Source organism: Candidatus Limnocylindrales bacterium (genome assembly GCA_035571835.1).
Taxonomy (GTDB): domain Bacteria; phylum Desulfobacterota; class Binatia; order UBA1149; family CAITLU01; genus DATNBU01.
Map to the genome: position 1 here is coordinate 56,393 of DATNBU010000018.1, position 16,792 is coordinate 73,184.

Consider the following 16,792-nt stretch of genomic DNA (forward strand, 5'->3'; position numbering starts at 1 on the left):
CATCGCAATGAACGACGGCGCCAATACCTCCGGAAGCTTCGATCTGCGCGCCATCGCCGCCGCCACGGCGGTCGTGATCGCGATGGTCGCGGTCGCAGCCGTCGCGTACGAGCTGCTCGACGTCCTCCTGATGATGTTCGTCGGCGTCGTCGTCGCGGCGGCGCTTCAGCCGTGGCACGGCGCGCTTTGCCGGCGCGGTATCCCGAAAGGCCTTGCGGTCCTGCTCCTCTATGTGTTCCTGCTGCTGGCGCTTACGCTCGTCGCGTTTGCCGTCGGGCCGATGCTGTTCGACCAGCTCGGTACGTTCGCAGCCGCACTGCCCGAGAACTACGGCAAAGCCCGCGCGCACCTGCAGGGAAGCGGCACCGGCCTGTTTCGATTTATCGCTGCGCGTCTTCCGCCGTTCGAGCGACTTGCTCCGGCTCTGACGGATCTGGCGCCGCAACTCGTTGCGGGCACTCTCGGCGTCACCACCAGCATCGTGAAGATCCCGGTCTACTTCGTCAGCGTGCTGGCGATCGCGTTTTACTGGACGCTCGAGCTCCCGCGCTTCGAGCGCGTGGTGGTTTCGATGATCCCCGTCGAAAGCCGGCCGCGCGCGCTCAACATCTGGCATGAGATCGAGCTGCGGCTCGGCGGTTTCCTGCGAGGTCAGGGGCTCGCGATGTTTTTCATCGGTGTGGCTTCTGCAGCCGGTTACGCGCTGATCGGTCTGCCGAACGTGCTCGCGCTCGGTGTGCTGGCCGGGCTTCTCGAAGCCGTGCCGCTCATCGGTCCATTGCTTGCGGTCGCGCCCGCTCTGCTGGTGGCTCTGCCGCTCGGCGGCCACAGCGTGCCGTTCGTCATAGCGTTCGCCGTGCTGCTGCATCTGGTCGAGAGCAATGTGCTGATCCCGCGCATCATGCACCGCACCGTCGGCGTGAGCGCGCTCGTCAGCCTGGTGGCAATCCTCTCGTTCGGCACGCTGTATGGGATCGCCGGAGTTTTCGTCGCCATTCCGATGGCGGCCGTGATCCAGGCGCTGCTCGATACGCTGTTCGTCAACGCCGACGTGCAGCCGACCGGAGCGATCGACGACCCGACCGACGACCTGCGCGTCCACGTGCGCTCGATCGGCCAGCAGGCCCGGTCGCGGCTTCGGGGTCGCACCAGCCGGATGGGAATCGATCCGGCGTCGGCCGACCATGTGGTGGACGCCGTCGATCAGCAGATCGAAGCAGCGGTCAAACGCGTCGAGACACTGATCGCAGCGGACGACGCGCCCGGAGCGCCCGCAACGCAGCGACTCGAGGAAGCGGTGCAGGAAGTGGAGACGCTGAACGTTGCCGCACACGATGCGGAACAGGAAACGTCTGCCGCGAAACCCTGAGCGGGCGGCGAAGGTTCACGGCCTCAGAGTACGAGGTCGACCGTGCGCACGGAGTGGAAACGGCGCCCCACGTCTTCCCAGTCGACGAGCTTCCAGAACGCGCTGACCCAGCTCGCCTTCACGTTCTGGTACTGCAGGTAGTAGGCGTGCTCCCACATGTCGAGAACCAGCAGCGGAATCGTTCCGTTGCCGATGTTGCCCTGATGGTCGTAGATCTGCTCGACGACCAGTCGCTGGCCGACGGCCTCCCAGGCCAGGGCTCCCCAGCCCGAACCCTGAACGTTGGTTGCCGCTTCGATCATCTGACTGCGCATCGCATCGAAGCCGCCGAAGCATTCGTTGATCGCAAAACGCAGCTCGCCGTCGGGCTCGCCGCCGCCATGCGGACTCAAGTTGCGCCACAGCAGCGAGTGCAGCACGTGACCCGAGACGTGGAACGCGAGGCTTTTCTGAAGCTGGTTGATGGTCTCGAAGTGGCTGCTTGCGCGCGCCGTCGCAAGCTTGCCGAGCGTTGCATTCGCGCCGGCGACGTACGCCGCGTGATGCTGGCTGTGATGGAGCTCGAGCATCTGCGCCGAGTAGTGCGGCTCGAGCGCGGAATAGTCGTAAGTGAGCTCGGGTAAAACGTAGGTTTTCATGTCCGGTTGTACGACGCTCTCCGGTGCGTCCGATAGAGCGCAGAACTACGCGTACCGCCCGGATGCGGACTGTCAGGCTGCACAGGCCGCGCATGCCCGTACAACCACGTGCGTAGAAGTCCCGCCTTACCGATCGCCCGGAGCAGCCCTATACAGGAGGGACCATGCACGGTGTCGACCTGCACCGCAGATCCGAGCCATTTCGTGCATGCCAAGCATCTTCATCCCGCGATGACGGTGGTCACCCCCGGAAGGCACAACAGAAGGAGATCGCGATGAACTGGGATCAGATTGAAGGAAAGTGGAAAGAGCTCGCCGGCGGCGTCAAGGAACATTGGGGCAAGCTCACCGACGACGAGCTGACGGAGATCGGCGGCAAGCGAGACAGGCTCGCCGGCGTGATCCAGTCGAAATACGGCCTCGCCAAGGAAGCCGCCGAAGAACAGATCACGAGGTTCGAAAAGAGCCTCGACAAGGTCGTCCACTGATTACGCCTGTTCGCCGTCGGCCTGGCCGAAGGCGAATGCTCCGACGATCGCCCGCCGTGCAGACATTCTCTCTGCCGGCGGGCGCGTCACGCACTGCACAAGCTCCCGCCCGCTCGAGCCGGCATCCGGCAGCAAGGAAAAACAAACATGATTTCGAAATCCGCCATTCTCACAAAAGGTCGCGCCGGCTCGCTTGCCGCGCTGCTTGCCATCGCTTTCGCAACTCCGGCACTGGCCGCCAACGCTCCGGCCGATGCGTGGATCACCACCAAGGTGAAGATCTCGCTGGCGACCACCGAGGGCGTCAGCTCGACCAACGTCAACGTCGACACGGTTGACCGCCAGGTCACGCTGCACGGTACGGTGAATACCGATGCCGAACGTCAGGCTGCCGAGCGCACGGCGAAGGCCGTTCAGGGCACTGCCGGCGTCCGCAATCTTCTGCAGGTCGTACCGGCCCGGCAGGAAGCTGCGGTCGAAGAAAAAGACGATGCGATCAGCCAGCGCGTGACCGCAGCTCTTTCGGGCGACCCGTCGCTCAAGGACAGCACGATCACGGTGCAGTCGGTCAACAAGGGTGTCGTCCTGCTGATGGGCAAGGCGACGACGCTCAGCGACCAGCTGACGGCGATCGAGATCGCGACGGCAGTCAAGGGCGTACGCCGCGTCGCAAGCGAGATCCAGAGCCAGGAAACGCTTGCCGATGCCGACGTCTGGATGGAGCGCAACGTTCCGGTCGGCACCCAGCCGGCGACCACGCGAAGCGCAGCCAACGACCTCTACATCACGTCGATGGTCAAGATGCGGCTGCTCGGCAACGCTGCGACTCCGGCGATGGAAATCAACGTGGATACGCGCGCGGGCGTCGTAACACTGTTCGGCATGGTTCCGACTGCCGAGAGCAAGTCGATCGCCGAGGCCGAGGCCAAAAAGGCCGGCGGCGTCGCATCGGTGAAGAACGAGCTCCAGGTCGTGCCGAATGCCAATCAGCCGACGATCGAAGCCAAGGATGACGTGATCCAGGGCAACGTGAAGACCAATCTCGCTCGCCACGCGGAGCTCATCAGTGTGAGCAGCGAAGTGAAGAACTGCGTCGTGCGGCTGACCGGAAGCGTGGCTTCGGGCACCGACCGCGTGCAGGCGATGCAGGTTGCCCGTGCGACCAGGGGCGTGTGTTCGGTCAGCGGCGATCTCGTTATTCGCTGACCGTAGGATAGGCTCCGCGCCGCGATGCTGCCGGGGGCAACGTCGCGGCGCGGGTGCCGATTCTATCTGAAGGAACGTCCGGCTGTCCGCTCAGCGCTCGTAGCTGATCGCGACGTCTGCGTTCTCGCCGTCCAATCTTTCCGTCAGCATGCGGTCGGCCGGGCCGCTCGAGAAGAATGCCCTCTCGAACATCGCGGTCGCAGCGGCCTCGCCGAGCTCGATCTGGCGCCCGTGCGCCATCCACGTCGGACCCGGAAGCGGGCAGATCGGCTCGCACGCCGAAGCGGTCGTGTCGACACCGGCCGCAGCGCCGCCGAGAAAATCATCCGGAATCGTGACTTCCAGTGTCACCGGCCGCGGCGAGCCCGGCGGGATCAGCGACGGACAGGCGAGCGCGTCGTCGGCGTTGATGCTGTCGTCATGCAGGAAATCGCTGATGAAGTTGGTGTGCAGGCCGCCGTCGAGCGACACGAGATACTTCTCGGGGTTTGCGTCCGAATAGGCGGCGAGATGATTGCTCGTCGGCAGCGTGACGATGTCGGCCGTGCCAGAGACGATCATCAGCGGGGCCGTGCCGCCGGAATAGAACTCGTGCTCGAAGAAGCACGCGAGCGGAGCCAGCGCGACCACCGCCTTGATGCGCGGATCGGCCAGCGTCGGATGGTAGGCCGCGCCGAGCACGGTTGCACCGCCTAGCGAGTGACCGAGCACGCCGATGCGCGATGCATCGATCTTTCCTTCGAGAAAACTTCCCGGTGTCGCGCTGAGCGCGAGCACCTGATCGATGATGAAGCCGACGTCGACGACCTGCTCGTCCAGATCCACGAGCGTTGGACCGCCCGGAGCGTTCAGACTCGACAGCGGGAACTCCGGCGAGACGACGATCATTCCGTGGCTTGCCAGATGGTCGACCAGCTCGGTCGAATCGAAGCGGAATCCGCCGAAGCCGTGTGCGCGGACCACGAGCGGGAGCTTGCCGGTTGTTTCCGAGAAGACCGGATACGTGACCGCTGCGACCAGGGTGCGGTCCGGTGCGCCTTCGTATGTTCCGTTCGGCCGCGTGGCGCGCGTCGAGTCCACGAACGTGAACGTGCGCGACGTGGTGTGATAGCGGCCCGGCCCCGCGAAGTCGGCGGTGCCGAGGTTCGCAAGGTCGGCTTCGCCTTCGCGGAACGCCGCTTCGACGGCGGTTTCGATGCTCGCGGCGTCTCCGCCGGCAGGGCACGAACCTTCGCCTTCCACTTTGGTGACCGTCGCCGCAAGCTTCGCGTTGCAGCGCGAGTCGTCGAGAAAAAGGAGGCCTTTCGAGATCACTTTGGTCTCGGCCTTCTCGATGCACGATGCGAAGCGGCCGGCCGCTTCGATCTTGCCGGCGATGCACGCGAGCTGACCCGCATCCGCGCTTCCCGGATCGAGCAGCACGTCGAGCGCGCCGGCGAGATCGGCGCCGCGCGACGCAAGCACGCTCGCGTCGCCGCTCGTGCGGCAGCTGCTGCCATAGCGGTCTTCGGCTCCGGCGAAAGCTTTCTGCAGCGAGTCGTCGCAGGAGATCGAGTCGGGCGTGCCGGATTCGAGGACTGCGGCGGCGAGACTTCGCAGCATGCAGCCCTGGTGCTTTCCGACCGCCTTGTGCTTGGCGACGAGGCAGCGCTGCTCATCGGAAGGCGATGCTGCGCAGAGGCCGGGCAACGCAACAAGCAGAAGAGCGACAGCGGTGGAACGGATACGGTTTTGATTCACTTCGAGGACCCCCGGGACATGCCCTCCACATCCCTACAGCGGAAGAGGAGTTGTGTCGACGTACTTTCGCTCTGGCGGGATGCTCGGTGCGATTGCGGGTTCGTGAGCTCGGCGCCGCTGTCCAGCGCCCATCCGGCTAGAAAGGGTATCGACGAGAGCGTAAGGTCCGCGACCCGCGCAGAAGCCGGGCGAAACAATCGATGAGCTCGATCGACAGGTTGTGGCCGGAATCTCGGAGTGACGGGTTCGTTCGTGCCGTCCTTGTCGCACGCATGTTTCTGATCGTGCTGATCGCGGCGTCCGTGCTTCCAACGCTCGCGCACGCCGCACCGTCGGCAGAGATCCCGTATGCAATCGTCAATGCCGACGGGACTCAGTTTACGGCTGTGACGAAAGGCGACGAGTGGAACAACTGGATCGAAACGACCGGTGGGTTCACTGTCGAAAAAGCCGCGAACGGGAACTGGTACTACGTTCGCGAGCTGATCGGGGACCGGCCGGTACTCGATCAGACTGTCGCAAGAGGCGCGCCACCAGCCGGTCTCGAAAAGCACGTGCATGCGGAGTCGAGGATCGAACAGTACGCAGCGACGATGCTGTCCGCAGGCTCCGCGGCAGGCTTTCAGGGCAAGGTGCTGTTCATTCTCGTGGAGTTTTCGAATTACGCAGGAAGCACAACCGAATCGAGCTGGGCAAAGTACGCAGGCACGCTGATTCCGCAGTACTACGCGGAAGCGTCGAGCGGCGCAGTGTCGCTAGCGCCCGCGGCGGAGAATTTCGGAAGTCCGAACAACGGAGTCGTCGGCTGGCTCAACCTCGGTTACCCGCATCCGGACACCGGCTCGCAATGGGTGACCGCGAACAAGACGCTCACTCACGACGCGATCGTCGCTGCGGACCCGTACGTGGACTTTGCGGCGTTCGATGCGAATCACGACGGGTCCGTGCAGAGCGACGAGCTCGCGATCGTCGTAGTCGCGGCGGGCTACGAAGCAGCCTACAGCAGCACGTACAGGCCGAGCCTCTGGGCACACTCCGGCAGCCTCGAGTCGCCGGTTGTTGCGGACGGAGTATCGGTCGCGAGCTCCCGGAGCGGCGGCTACGGCTACGCGCAACTCGGCGAGATCCATCGTTCCACCGCGCTCGACGCACACCGCGCTACACTCGGAGTTCCGGTCCACGAGCTCGGTCACCTGATCTTCCGGCTGCCGGACCTGTATGTCTCCATGTACGACGTGATGTCGTCGGGGCTGTGGGGCGCGAAGGATTCCGATGCGTACATCGGAATGACGCCGGTGCTGCCTTCGGCGTGGACCAAGTCCACGCTTTCCTGGGTTACGCCGATCGAAGCTCACGGGGTCCAGGCAGTCATCACCGCTGCGGGCGCGCCGGGCGGATCGAACACCGTCTTCCGGATGTCGACGCGGGTACCGTCGCAATACTTCCTCGTCGAGAACCGGCGAAACGTCGGCTATGACCGTGGTCTTCAGTGGTCGCTCGGCGAGAATTTCAAAGGCGGTGCTGCAATCTGGCACGTCGACGAGACCGTGGCGTACGGCAACGATTCGCATCGCAAGGTCGATCTGGAGGAAGCAGACGGCACTGCGGACGGTGGAAACACGGACCTCTGGTACGTCGGCAATCGAACGATCTTCAATGACACCAGCGTTCCGAACAGTCGCCTGTACGATGGATCGAGCACGTACGAGAGCATCGATGTTCTGACGCCGTCGCTGTTTTCGATGAGCATTCTGTTCAGTGATGCGGACACGTGCTCGGGGCCCGGTGCCGAGGGTACTCCGTGCACGGATGGGGACGAGTGTACGAAGAACGACGCGTGCAAGGCGGGAGTCTGTACCGGCGATGCCGACCCTTCGTGCGGAGAGATTGTGTGCGGCGATGGCAACGGCGACGGAGAAGTGACGGCCTCGGATGCGCTCGAGGCATTGCGTGTCGCGGTCGGGAGCGGCAGCTGTCCGAACGGAGCGTGCGATTACAATGGAAGTGGTGAGGTCACGGCGTCGGATGCGCAGGCGATTCTTCGCGTGGCGATAGGAGAGGTGATTGCGCCGAATTGTGGGGCCGCCGAGCAGCGGGCTGCGGTTCGCCAGACGAGTTATTGAGGCATTCACCATGGTGGTGGTGCAACCCGGCAGGTATACGCTGTCGTGGTGGAACTCGGACTGAGCCGACCGATGCGCGTGGCCATCGTCGTCCTGGGCGCAGCACTCGGGGCTCTTCCGGCCGTTGCTGCTGCGCGGAAGGACGAAATGGCGTCGGCCCGCTCCTCGAGCACAACCACCACCGTTCCCGGCGCCCCGACCACAACCCTGCCGACCGGCTGCACCGATGTCTCCCAGGCTGGACGCTTCGCGGGCGGATTCGCACGCGGCAACTACGATGTCTTCTGCTTCGAGCTCACCGAGCGAAGGGTTCTGACTGCCGAAACCAGCAACGGCGCCGATGGCTGTCCGGGAGATACGATCCTCGAGCTACGCCGCAGCGGCATGCTGCTCGCTTCCGACGACGAATCGGGGCCCGGCCACTGCTCGCGGCTGCAGCTCGAGCTGACCGAGCCCGGAGATTACGAGATCCGCGTCAGCGGCTTCGCCGGAGCGGCAATCGCTTCGTATGTCCTCGACGTGGAGCTCCGGGCGACCGAATGCGGAAACGGCCTGGTCGAACAACTCGAGCAGTGCGACGACGGCAACGTCGAAGACGGCGACTGCTGCGCGTCGGACTGCACGAGGGAAGCGGACGCGTCACCGTGCAGCGACGGACTCCTTTGCGATGGCGACGACAGCTGCTCCGGCGGGTTCTGCATCGTCCACACACTCGATCCCTGTCCGGGCGTCGACGGCGACTCGAACTGTTCGGAGTCGTGCAGCGATACCGTGGAAGGCTGCGAGTCGGCCGATCCCGACGCAAGCCCCTGCGACGACGGTCTGTTCTGCGACGGCCTCGACCGCTGTTCGGGAGGCGTCTGTGCGACTCACAACGGCGATCCGTGCCGCGGGCCGGATGGCGACGGCGATTGCGCCGAATCGTGCAAGGAATCGAGCGACTCGTGCTCGGGCGTCGATCCCAACGGCACGGTGTGCGACGACGGTCTGTTCTGCAACGGCGCAGACCAGTGCCAGTTCGGAACCTGCAGCGTGCACGCGGGCAACGCGTGCACGGGGCCCGACGGTGACTCGAACTGTGCGGAGTCGTGCAGCGAAAGCCGGAAGAGCTGCAGCGGGCCCGATCCGAACGGCTCGGCCTGCAACGATGGGCTCTTCTGCACGGGCGCGGATACGTGTTCCGGCGGAACCTGCAGCATGCACGCCGGCAATGCGTGCAAGGGATCCGACGGCGACAGCAACTGCGTGGAGTCGTGTAACGAGGCCGCGAAGAACTGCGCCGGGTCCGACCCGAACGGCTCTCCGTGCAACGACGGCCTGTTCTGCAATGGCTCCGATACATGTTCCGGCGGCAGCTGCAGCGTGCATTCGGGAAATCCATGTGCCGGCGCGGACGGTGACGGCAACTGCTCGGAGTCGTGCAACGAATCCGCGGACTCGTGCACCGCTGCCGATGCGAACGCTTCTCCGTGCAACGACGGGCTGTTCTGCAACGGCCCCGACACATGTTCCGGCGGCAGCTGCAGCGTGCATTCGGGAAATCCATGTGCCGGCGCGGACGGTGACGGCAACTGCTCGGAGTCGTGCAACGAATCGGCAGACAACTGTGGCGGCCCTGATCCCGGCGGCTCGAGTTGCGACGACGGGCTTGCGTGCAACGCAGCCGATTCGTGTTCGAACGGCTTCTGCACGACGCATGCCGGCACGCAGTGCCCCGGCGCGGACGGCGACAGCGATTGCGCCGAGTCGTGCAGCGACACGGCCGCCGGCTGCACCAGCCCCGATCCACCTGGCAGCGCCTGCGAAACCAGCAATCCGTGTTCGATCGACGACCATTGCGATGCAGCAGGCGTGTGCGTCGAAGGCACTCTGGTCGATTGCGACGACGACGATCCGTGCACGACGGATGCGTGCATCAAGGCTGGGCCGCACTGCACGCATCTCGCAGTCCCCGGGTGCGTCGCGCCGACGACCACGACGCTGACGCCGACGACCACGACGCTACCAACGGTGACCACGACGCTGCCTACGGCGATCGCGTGCGGCGACGCCAACGATGACGGCAAGGTAGCCGCGGGTGATGCGCTGCTCGTGCTTCGATCTGCCGTCGGCGGATCCGAGTGCGAAGGCAGGTTCTGCACCTGTGACGTGAATGATTCGGCGAGCCTGACGGCGACCGATGCACTGGCGGTGCTTCGCCATGCCGTCGGCATTGCGGCTCCGCTTGCCTGCAACTGCTGAAGCCTTCCCTCTCGTGAACAACGCGTGGCTGGAGCGCGCGAAATGAAAAGGGGCGGGACTGCCGTGCAGTCCCGCCCCTTTGGCGTTCGATCGTTGCGGGTTATTCCGCCCGACTAGAAGCAGCCGCCCAGCGCGTTGCAGCTGTTGTGCTTCGCCGTGTTGCAGGTTCTCGGACTCGAAGCAGGCTTTGCGCGCGGGCAGATGTCGGCGGGAGCTTCGAGGTCGTCGCTGCAGAGATCCTGCTCCGAGCAGCTTCCCTCGAACGCCACGCACTCGACATCCTCTCCGCAGTCTTCGTCTTCTTCGCAGAGCGACTGGTCGCTTGCGCACCGGCCGGTCGCACACTGGCCCTCGATGAGCTGGCCGCCTTCGTTGAAGCAGCTGAGCTGGGAGATGCACTCATCGGCTGTCGGGCCCGACTCGACCGGATTGCCCGCACAGAGTGCGCTGCAGTCGCTGTACGTCACCGTGAAGCCGAGGTGATCGAGGATCTGGTCGCAGGTGCCGCCTTCGCTGATCGCGCAGTTCACGGCCGTGGTCGCGAGCACGCGATCGAGCTTGAGCGTGTCGTTGTTCTTCACCAGCACGCAGATGTTCTCGAGGAACGACGTCATCGAACCGAGCGTCGTCGTGTCGGTGACGTTTACGCCGCAGATCTCCAGACCGCCGGTCTGGTCGAGGATCTGCTGGACGAGGTTGGGATGTCCCATCTCGTCGCCGGCGTGGGTTTTCCAGAATCCGGTGCCGCGGCAGATCTCCGTGCAATTCTCTGCGAAGGCGCAATCGCCGTTCGACAGGCAGATCGCCTCGGTGCAGGCCACGCCGTCGTTGTCTGCGCATCCGACGAGCTGATCTTCGGGACACGTATTGCTCGTGCCGTTGCAGGACTCCGCGACGTCGCACGCCGGGTTCACTGCCGGACGGCACACTGCACTGCTCTTGGAATCGGCCGGGCAGTGGTCCGCAGTTCCATCGCAGCTCTCGGCCAGGTCGCAGACGCCTTGCGACGGGCGGCACACCGAAGTCTTGTGCAGATCAGCAGGGCACGAGGACGATGTGCCGGTGCACGTTTCCGCGAGGTCGCACTCGCCGTCCGATGCGCGGCAGACAACGCCTGCATTCTGGGCCGTGTCGGACGGACAGTCGTTGCTGGTTCCGTTGCACGTTTCCGCTGCAACGTCGCAGATGCCCTGGAGCGGTCGGCAAACGGCGTTGCTCTTGGAATCCGACGGGCAGGCACCCGAGCTGCCGGTGCAGTTTTCGACGCTGTCACAGGCGCCGGCTGCCGGGCGGCAAACCGTCGAGTTCGATGCGAACGTGTCGACAGGACAGGTCGGAGTGCTTCCGGTGCAGTTCTCTGCGCTGTCACAGACACCGGCCAGCGAGGGACGGCAGACGACCGTGTTCGGCGAGACGATATCGGCAGGACAGGTTCCGCTGGTTCCCGAGCAGCTCTCTGCAACCGTGTCGCAGAGCCCTCCGGCTGCCGGGCGGCAGACCGTTGCGCTGCTTACGAACGAGGCGCAGCCGGCTGCGCAGCAGCCGGTATCCTGGGTGCTGTTGCTCCCGCCTTCATCGCAGACTTCGCCCGGTTGAAGGGAGCCGTTGCCGCAGTTGTCCGCGTGAGCAGGTGCCGAGCACAGCAGGACGAAGCTGATGGTCGCCAGAAAACTGGCAAACGCCGTGATTTGTTTGGACATAAAGAGCCTCTCTTGTTCAGACGGACTAGCTGCCATCGGTTATCCAACTCGGGTCGACTCTAAAGTCGATCCGCTGATCTCGTCAACTGCCGGGGAGTACGGGCGACGTGGCATCTTCATGCCGCGGGTTAGGGCATGGCCGTCCCGTCGCTCCCTGAGAACAACAGTGTGGGCGCCAACGCTTCGTTTAGCGAGCAGGATCAAGACGGGGAGGGCAGTCCTCGACTCGAAGGAGAACGGCGGCAGGTTCGGACTTCGTCAGCGCAAGCGACGACGATTCGGCATGCTTCGCGTGTGCGTTTCGCGATGTGGAGTTGAGAGGTCGGATGAGTGGTGCCCAGGGCCGGAATTGAACCAGCGACACGAGGATTTTCAGTGCCGCAGGGATGCGGTGCGGTGACGTGCAACGGAATCAGTGGTTACGTGCCTACCTGGTTCCGTTGCGTCGCACCACTCCGCACCGTTTCGCAGAAACATTGGGGCAGGACTGGGGCAACGACGAGACTACCGCAGACGCGCCCTCAGATCGGCGTCGTTCTCGTCTTGGATGGTAGCTGACCCTCCCTCGTAGACCACCGACATTGTCTTCAACGTCCCTGAGTCGAACCACATTCTCGTCCATAGACGAACATATACCGTTGAGTGTGGAGGAACATCGCCAACGGGAATCTCGTTTTCCCATTCAAGAGGCGGGCGCCGGAAATCCCACTCCTCGGGTCCGACAAGGGCGAGCCCCCTCTGTGCCGAGAGGAAGAGCTTGGCCTTTGTCGCGAGAACGTTGCTGGTGTTTTTCACCTCGACGCTTACCTCAAAACGCCAAGGCGATAATCGTATAGGAGTTCGTTTCCACGCGTTGGAAGAGAGTTGTGCGTCAAAACTATCCAGCACCGCGTCTGCCGACTTGAGGTGCCCGCGCGTGGCTTTGGCCCATTCCGCAAGTCGATCCGGTTGCACACAGCTATTGAGCTCGTTCTCGGCTGCCGGATTCGGAACGTAGTGATCCCAATCAACTACCGCGACGACGGTGGCTGCGGCTGGAACTGCGGCTGGAACTGCGGCTGGGGCACTCGCAGGGGGAAGCGTCGGCGGAAAAACCCAGTTGTAGAGTGTCCCTCCGCCGACCGCGACCGTGACTACCGCTGCAAGGGCACCCAGGACGGCGAAGGTTTCGTTCTTGGAGATGTTCACACCTAAGGCCTACACCACGAGAACTCGCACGGCACTTAGTTCGCTGTGCGTGGCAGTAGGAGCTGCGGGATTCTCAATCCCCATTGCCGGGAATTGCCGTGCGATCTTACCGACCTGCGAGCACGTGGCCCAGTCTTGCCCCGGAGGCACACAGGAGGAACGCACCCGCCTACCTGCAGCGAATAAGCCAATCCTTTTTGATAGCGGTGCCCATGCCCAGAAAACCGCCGTTGTCCACGCTCGAAGCCTCGTCCAGCTGCTCGTAGCCGCCAGGACACTTCTTGCCCGCAGCCTTGTAGCACGCCGATGGAGTGCGACAGCGTAGCGCGATTGCTGGCGTACCGTCCGGACCGACGACTCGCGTCGCGTGGTAGGAACACGCGGCCATTGCAGCGGTGATGAGAACGGTAAGCAGGATCCTGATCATCGCGATCTCCGAGCCGCACGACATGGGTCGAGCGTGAAACAAACCGATGCCCGGCTAATATGCGCGCGCGAGCATTGTCACAAGGCGGCCCATACCCCGGCACCGCCCCCAGCGACCCTGCACCAGAGACTGAAGGTCATCAGGAAATCGCACAACACTTTCTGTTCGTCGGGTGTTGCACAGCCGAGCAGGGTTAATACGGAAATTGAGAGCCGCAGTGCGGCATGCGTGACCGCCGCTTCCGTCGCCACCGCTGTCTCACCGTTCTGCAAAGTTTTTCGTGATCGTAGGTTGAATCGTTGCAAGCACGCCAGGTGGCTGTCGAATAGCGGCGCGAGTGTAGCTGTAGATGATCGCGACAATCGCAGCAGACACCAACATAAAGTAGCTGCTACGAAGGACGCCTGCGAGATATATGGACCAGATTCCCGTGGTCACCATCATCAGCATCGGTGCGGTCGTGAGTAGATGCCGACGCACTGCCGCTAGCCATGACTGAGGCTCGTAGGAATCGCTCATGGGGTACGTGATGCTTCCAACGTATTCGCACCCGTTCGGAAGACCGATGATTGTTCCGCCGATTGCCGGGCGGATCCGATCGTCAGTGTGTAGCACTTGGAAAGCGACCCCGTCTCCTTTGTCCAAAAACTCAAAGTTGCACACTACCGCATGGCCTTCAGGAATCGGAAAAGCAGTGACCTGGGTTGCTTCACGCGTTACTCGCAAGATTTCCACGTCTAGAACATGTGCGCCCGGTGAAAAATTGAATTGGAGCGGGTCGGATGACACCAGATCAGCCCTACGCACTGGAGCACGCCCAACATTCCACAGAACCACTCGCGTAAGTGAGACGCGAGGGACTGGCTTACCGCGGTAGAGAAGCGTCAAACCGCTCGGGGAAGTGACACCATCCGCACGGATCAAATGCTCTCCGGAAACGCAACAAAAAAGACGACCACTAGTAGTTCTGAATGTTTGGTAGAGGCCGAACAAGAGACCGGCGACGCCGATCCCAAGTTCGAGCAGATCGGTTAAGCTCAACTGCTGTAAATAGCTCCAAATCATATATTTGCTGCTTCGACTAGACGCGAGGTCCCAGCGAACGCTTGAGATCCTCCACCGTCTGGTGAGTTGCAGTTGCACGCATCACCGCGTGAATGAGTCTGTGGCAGTTGGCGCATAGTAGGGCCAGATCGGAGAAACGGGTTGTGCGCGCCCCTGACGCGCGCAGCGGAGGTACATGATGCGCCTCGAACTCAGAGGCTTCCGGACCCGGTCCGACATCCTTAAGCCGCGGCCCGCACGAGCAAGCATCACACCGGAGCGAATTCGCCGCTCGGCGCTTCTGTACGAGCTTTGCACGAAGACTCCTGCGCTCATGTCGTCTGTGAAGGTGAGGCAAGATCTCGCCCTCGGGGACACCGAAGTCGTCTTCCGACTCGTCCAGCGAAGTCACAGACGTTATCAGCCCAGCTCCGTCCAAGATGGCGGCTGCAAGCTTCCGCACTTCGTCGGATCTCTTTGAGTATGCCGCCCAGACAGCCCGATCCGTCCTACTGGTACCAAGCCATTTTCGGCCAGCATGCGGAGCGTCGATCGACAAAAGGTTCTGCACCTTCATGTAGACGCCTGCAGGATTCCGAAATCGTTCGTTGCGGACTGTGGCCGGATGGATCGGAAGCGAGCATACGCCGTCTGATAACTTTTTGATCTCGGTACTATCCTTCCCCGGGACCCTCGGTGCACAACGCAAAATCAGCTCGAGAGCGAGGATTATCTTGTCCACAGTCCAGTCAGGATTTCCTTGCCCTTTCGTTATCGGCACGTTGCTAAGACCTATCTGTCCTCACTTCTTCTTCGGGGCGAGTCCAAATCTCGCCGCGATTTTCGGGGCTTCCTCTACTAACCTCCTGATGCCTTCCGACGATACAAACGCGAAATTCGGAAAGCCATCGACACTTACGAATAGATCCACAAAATCCGCCAGCTTGCTCTCGATGGACTCAGCCGCATCACGCAATGGATAGAAGTCCACCTGCAAGTAGTGCTCGTACTGCGCAGGGAATTCCGCTTTTCCTGCATTCCAGGTCCGCAAGCTCACGTGTTCGTAGGTGGCAGTCTTCGAACTCATCGTAACCGAATCTCTTGCTAGGTAGCCGAGAAGAACGATAGACGCAGAGGACATCATAGCGTCGCGTTTGTGAGCCAGAAGGAATTCCTCATTGGCTTTCGCGTGCGCGATGTAGAACGCCGCGAGCTTCGTAAGCTTTGGCCGAGGCATGGCCTTGGGAACCAACAGCGATGGAGCATCGTTGCTCAACCCCGGGGCGTTCTCATCAAGGTACTGATAGACGGAGAATTTGCTGCCATGCTTATCTTTGGCATCATACGTCCGGAATTTGGAGAAGTACCGCTCTCGTTTCGACAGTGTATCGAACACGATCGATCCGACTAGAATCTGGGCAGCGTCTGCTTGGTCCATGATGCGTTGCGCAAGCGCTATTCCCGCACCGGCGACGTTCGGACGACCATTGATGTCCAACACAAGATTGTCGATGTTTTCGTTTACACCGATTCGCACCTGGTAACGCCGTAATTCATCTTCGGTCTTGCTGTTGTGGAACTGAACCGCAGCAATGATCTTCAGGGCAAGAACGAGATGCGAATCGAAGGCGGGTGCACTGAGAAGCGATATCGCCATTCCGTCGCCGGTAGGAAGGAAGAGGACGCTACCTTCAGCTAACCCCTGTTCACGAACCGCGACCGACACTATCGCATTGAGAGCCCCTACGACGTCGGACTGCGCTTCTACAGTTCGATCCTTCGTGAATCCCACAACATCAAGATAAACGTGCTGCACCCGGGCGGGGCCTATTGTCGCGTGCGCTTCGCCTAAACTCGGATTCATAAGCTCTCCCGGCGCCGCGAAAGGTTCGGCGTTGTGCACCGACTACTTTCCCGTCCTAATCCCGTCAAACGTCCCGAGTGGCGCGCGCCACTATCACGTATGCAGAGTCGTCACTGGCGGTCGGACCAGCACGCCAGCGCTTTGAGCGAGTCCACCAATTCGACAAGCTGGGACAGTGCGGACGAATCGCCCTTGAGCTAACGGCTAATGACGCAGTTTAACTCGAACAACAGCACGTACAGGTCCGATATGGTCGGCTGAGCCATGGATCGAAGACTGCCAGACCCAGCCGCCGGACAAAAGGGTTTGGTCGCGGTTCGCATTCTCGTCGGGAATATCGATATCCGGCGTGCGAGTGATTGTGCTGGCGTTGCTACAGAACGTGCAGCCCTGCTATGGCTTCAGAACGAGGACTCCCGATGAGAATGCCGTCTGTACTCATGCCACCGCCCCGCTGGGCTGTACCTCCGGGTCTGCTCCGGCGTGCTCGCCGGTGGCAATTGTGGTGGATTCGAGAGTTCGAATCCCAAGGACAGTTGCGAAATCCGCAGGTCACGCTTCGCGTCGGACAGGTAGTTTGTAACATATGAATGGGTGGCAGCGACTTTGGGTCGTAGGTGCAGCGCTGTCTCTGGCGCCTGCCGCCTTCATAAGCAGCAGTGCACTTAACACCGCTCGGTACAATGCGCGCTTGCTTGCGTACGACAAAACTCCGGCCTGTGCTCGGTTCCGAAAGAGCACGGACTCGCTTACCGAATCATGCT

11 protein-coding genes are annotated in these 16,792 nt (G+C 62.4%); 5 read left to right on the forward strand and 6 right to left on the reverse strand.

Features of this window, described 5'->3' with window-relative positions; translation table 11 throughout:
* Positions 1-7: 7 nt before the first annotated feature.
* The gene (locus VN634_08690) at positions 8-1,369 is read left to right on the forward strand and encodes an AI-2E family transporter (GenBank protein ID HXC50947.1); all 1,362 of its coding nucleotides are present in this window, start codon (positions 8-10) and stop codon (positions 1,367-1,369) included.
* Positions 1,370-1,392: 23 nt separating this feature from the next.
* On the opposite strand, the gene VN634_08695 is transcribed toward VN634_08690, so the two are convergent.
* Positions 1,393-2,007 (reverse strand): superoxide dismutase, encoded by a 615-nt coding sequence (locus VN634_08695; GenBank protein ID HXC50948.1) that lies wholly within the window; start codon positions 2,005-2,007, stop codon positions 1,393-1,395.
* Between the two features lie 275 nt (positions 2,008-2,282).
* Here VN634_08695 and VN634_08700 point away from each other — a divergent pair, with 275 nt between their 5' ends.
* Both VN634_08700 and VN634_08705 read left to right on the forward strand, forming a co-directional pair.
* On the forward strand, positions 2,283-2,495 hold the full coding sequence (locus VN634_08700) for a CsbD family protein (GenBank protein ID HXC50949.1): 213 nt from the start codon (positions 2,283-2,285) through the stop codon (positions 2,493-2,495).
* Positions 2,496-2,642: 147 nt separating this feature from the next.
* Positions 2,643-3,701, forward strand: coding sequence for a BON domain-containing protein (locus tag VN634_08705; protein ID HXC50950.1), 1,059 nt, complete (start codon positions 2,643-2,645; stop codon positions 3,699-3,701).
* 90 nt (positions 3,702-3,791) lie between these two features.
* Here VN634_08705 and VN634_08710 read toward each other — a convergent pair whose 3' ends face one another.
* On the reverse strand, positions 3,792-5,441 hold the full coding sequence (locus VN634_08710; GenBank protein HXC50951.1) for a hypothetical protein: 1,650 nt from the start codon (positions 5,439-5,441) through the stop codon (positions 3,792-3,794).
* Positions 5,442-5,641: 200 nt separating this feature from the next.
* Between VN634_08710 and VN634_08715 the strand changes: the two genes are divergently transcribed.
* On the forward strand, positions 5,642-7,564 hold the full coding sequence (locus VN634_08715) for a M6 family metalloprotease domain-containing protein (protein ID HXC50952.1): 1,923 nt from the start codon (positions 5,642-5,644) through the stop codon (positions 7,562-7,564).
* A 147-nt stretch (positions 7,565-7,711) separates the two neighbouring features.
* A complete protein-coding gene (locus VN634_08720) occupies positions 7,712-9,805 on the forward strand; it encodes a hypothetical protein (protein HXC50953.1) in 2,094 nt (697 codons plus the stop codon).
* 113 nt (positions 9,806-9,918) lie between these two features.
* Here the strand turns inward: VN634_08720 and VN634_08725 are convergent, their stop codons facing one another.
* From VN634_08725 to VN634_08740, 4 genes are all read right to left on the reverse strand, one after another.
* Positions 9,919-11,505 (reverse strand): hypothetical protein, encoded by a 1,587-nt coding sequence (locus VN634_08725; GenBank protein HXC50954.1) that lies wholly within the window; start codon positions 11,503-11,505, stop codon positions 9,919-9,921.
* Between the two features lie 504 nt (positions 11,506-12,009).
* The gene (locus VN634_08730) at positions 12,010-12,693 is read right to left on the reverse strand and encodes a hypothetical protein (GenBank protein ID HXC50955.1); all 684 of its coding nucleotides are present in this window, start codon (positions 12,691-12,693) and stop codon (positions 12,010-12,012) included.
* A 685-nt stretch (positions 12,694-13,378) separates the two neighbouring features.
* Positions 13,379-14,185 (reverse strand): hypothetical protein, encoded by an 807-nt coding sequence (locus VN634_08735; protein HXC50956.1) that lies wholly within the window; start codon positions 14,183-14,185, stop codon positions 13,379-13,381.
* Between the two features lie 781 nt (positions 14,186-14,966).
* Positions 14,967-16,067 (reverse strand): hypothetical protein, encoded by a 1,101-nt coding sequence (locus VN634_08740; protein HXC50957.1) that lies wholly within the window; start codon positions 16,065-16,067, stop codon positions 14,967-14,969.
* Positions 16,068-16,792 lie beyond the last annotated feature (725 nt).